Raw genomic sequence first — 3,269 nt, 5'->3', positions numbered from 1 at the left:
GGTCAGAGTACATTTCTCTACCCGTTTAACAGGCTGCTAAAGTATGCATCACCTAAACTACCACCACTTATATTATTTTTATCTAGTCGCCCGTGAAGGCAGCATCGCTAAGGCCGCTAAGTTACTCCACGTTACCCCGCAAACCGTAAGCGGGCAACTGAGCACATTTGAAAGCCAGCTTGGTTATTCACTATTCGACAGAATAAACAAGCGACTTTACCTAAATGCGCGAGGTAAAGTGAGTTATCAGTATGCCAGCGAAATATTTCACAAGGGTAACCAACTGGCTGAAATACTTAACAATAGCGACGAAGTGAATACGAAGGAATTCGTAATAGGTATTACAAATGGTATTCCAAAAGTGCTTTTTTATGATTTTGTGCACGATACCATGCGCAAGTTTTCGCAAGTAAAGTACGTTATAAAAGAAGACAGCTTTGATGGTTTACTAAAAGAGCTGGCCATAAACGCCATCGATTTTATTGTGGCAGACAGAGGCATTGCGCCCGGCACCCAAATTAGCGCCAACAGCTACTTCTTAGGGGAAAGCTCGTTAAGCTTTTTTGCCAAATCGCCCCTTAGTAAAGAACTACAATTTCCAGATTGTTTAAACCAAATGCCGTTGCTTATTCAGGGTAATACGTCAGGCATACGCCAGGCACTGACTAGCTGGCTTGAAACCGAACAGCTTTACCCCAAAATTGTGGCCGAGTTCGATGATACGGCGCTACTGAAGTTATTCGGCAGTGAGGATTTCGGCGTATTCTGTGCCCCTTCAGCAATATCAAAACACGTAGAAGAACAATATGGCGTGCACTGTATAGGTAACGCCAATACACTTAATGAAAGGTATTATGCCATTACGGGTAAAAGCCGCGCCGATTATACAATTAGTGAGGCGATTGTTGAATCGGCTAGAAAGATATTGGTGTGATGTGAGCATCCTAGATGCTTAAGTTGCGGGGTCAGAGTGTTTACTCTGACCCCACTGCTTCAAGCTCTAGTGCACTAGCGCCATTACTTCACTGAACTATCGAGTAATCAACTCCGAAGAAAACGACAGAGCTATGTCAGATAAGCTTGCAGGTGCACTTAAACTACCTACATCTGTGTTTTCCCAAAACTCTGGATATTGTTCTTCTAGATTTAATTTAAAGGTGAAACTTAAACGAGGAAGAATGTTGAACACAAGATTTTCGTTAAAATCATCTGTGTAATCAACTTTGTTAGACTGCATTTCAAGTGTAACAACAACACCTTCTTGCTTTGATCCCAATAATTTCCAAGTATATTCTCTGTTGAAAACAAACGCGCTATTCTCGCGTAACCCAACAATATTGACCTCGTTGTTATCCATAGTCCACTGGAAGTTATAAAGCTCACCATCTCCTACAAAATATGGCTCTTCAAAAGCAGGGTAGACTCTGCCTGCGGTGCCATCAGGTTCAAAGTAATAGCCAAATACGTCGTCGAACAATGGAGTTCCGTCTACGAATAGTGCTTCGTTATAGGAAAACATCCATATGTTGGGCAATGAGCTTTCTATGCTGAAGTCTTCGGCTAGCTCATAGTCTATGGCGTGCATATCGCCAGTAAATTTAATAGCAACACCATCATTATCAAACTCATAAAGCGCCAGCACGAAATCATTCTGAGCTTTGAACGGGGTAACTGAAAATGACATGCCTTCTAGTTCAATTTCGATAACACCCTCATTTAGCTGCCATGTACCTTGTGCATCATAAACGAGAGACATGAAGGTATTATCATCTTTGAATGTAAACTGGTCGTTTAAAATACCAACTTCAGTACGCTCGTCTTCATTTAAGTACTCTTTATCAAACGTGTAACTTCCCTGATAAGCAAACACCCAAGGTGATGCTAGCAAATCCTCTTCGGTTACAGTAAACGTAGATGCAGTAGTGTTGCTGTACTTAACATTACTGGTAGTTTCGTACGTGGTAGTAAACGTAGGTTTATCTTGAATGTCATCCATCGGTGTGAGGGAAAGCTCAGTAGTAGTTGTTAACACAGCAAGTGCGTGCCCGCCAGCCTGTGTTAGCAAGTCCATACGTTCGTTTGTTACTGTGCGCTCCGTTTCCCAATATCGAATGTCATACTCATAGGCATAATCAGATATCTCGTAGACTGTTTGTTCATCAAACCGACTATAAATTTCTTCATCAAGAAACACAAAGTTTGCACTGAGCGACTGGTCAAGCTGGTCAATAACTAGGTTTCCGTCTACAACACTCCACTTAAATTCATCTGAATATATATTAAATGCATTTTCTGCAGATGTTTTCTCGCCGCTGCCATCTGCATTGAATGTGTAAGCTGTCATGCCTTTGCCAGCTTGCTGTTCAGAGTGGTAGTAAGTCGCGAAAACCGCATCCGCAATATCAGCATCTACATAATTTTGCTGCAATGTTTCATCTGCAAGCGTTTCTGCTCGGGCAGCATTAATTGCCTCTACATAAGCTTCGTCATATGTACCGTCTTCATTTAACAGACCTAAGCTATTAACATACTCTCGAATGGTACTTAGTACATCGACCAGGCTTCCAGTAAAGAATGTCAAAGTGCTCATACCTTCAGGAACCGAGAACTCGCTATTATCAGCAAGAACTTTTATAAAGCTGGCCAAGCCTAGAACTTTTTCGAAGTCCACTTCACTTGAAAACGTATCGAAGCTTCCTTCTCCGCCGTTCTCTTTATACTCCGAATAAAGTATATCCATAGCCGTACTTAGATGAGTTATCTTACTTTCAGGCAGCAGGGTATCGGTAAGTTCATTGGTGTTATTCTCAACACTAAGGCTACGAAGCGCTGTAAAAGTACCTACGTGGGAAGTTAGCGTTACGTGCGCTTGTTCTTCCGTACCCACTGCATTAAGCGTTAAATCGCCGGGCGCAGCACTCACCGTAATAGGAAGCGTGAAACGACCATCCGCGCCGGCCTGCGTGGTAGCAATTACATTTCCGCCTACATCAAGCGCCGTCACTTCTGCATTGGCTAAAGGCGCATCGGTTGCAATACTTGAAATTGAAACAGACTGTTGATTAGTGATAGTAACCGTTGAACTTACTGTGTTTTCACCATCAGTTACATCGTAAGAGAAACTGACTTCCCCCATAGCAAGAGTTGTAGGCGTATAAACAATTTCATTATTGATGATAGCTACTTCACCCACATCTGGCGTGCCAACCGCTGTTACAGTTAACGCATCGCCTTCTGGGTCGGTATCATTAGCAAGTACGTTAATTGAA

General features: G+C 42.5%; 2 protein-coding genes. One reads left to right on the top strand and one right to left on the bottom strand.

Features of this window, described 5'->3' with window-relative positions; translation table 11 throughout:
* Window positions 1–43: 43 nt before the first annotated feature.
* Window positions 44–934 (top strand): LysR family transcriptional regulator, encoded by an 891-nt coding sequence (locus tag KL866_RS19870; protein ID WP_025257655.1) that lies wholly within the window; start codon window positions 44–46, stop codon window positions 932–934.
* Between the two features lie 96 nt (window positions 935–1,030).
* On the opposite strand, the gene KL866_RS19865 is transcribed toward KL866_RS19870, so the two are convergent.
* The coding region (locus tag KL866_RS19865) for an Ig-like domain-containing protein (protein WP_214996703.1) at window positions 1,031–3,269 on the bottom strand (2,239 nt) is incomplete at its 5' end.

This window comes from Alteromonas sp. ALT199, from assembly GCF_018619335.1.
GTDB lineage: Bacteria > Pseudomonadota > Gammaproteobacteria > Enterobacterales > Alteromonadaceae > Alteromonas.
This window is presented reverse-complemented; position numbering and strand designations above follow the sequence as displayed.

Coding starts and splice junctions, on each gene's coding strand:
- KL866_RS19870 (WP_025257655.1), top strand. CDS start 44: ATGCATCACCTAAACTACCACCACTTATATTATTTTTATCTAGTCGCC.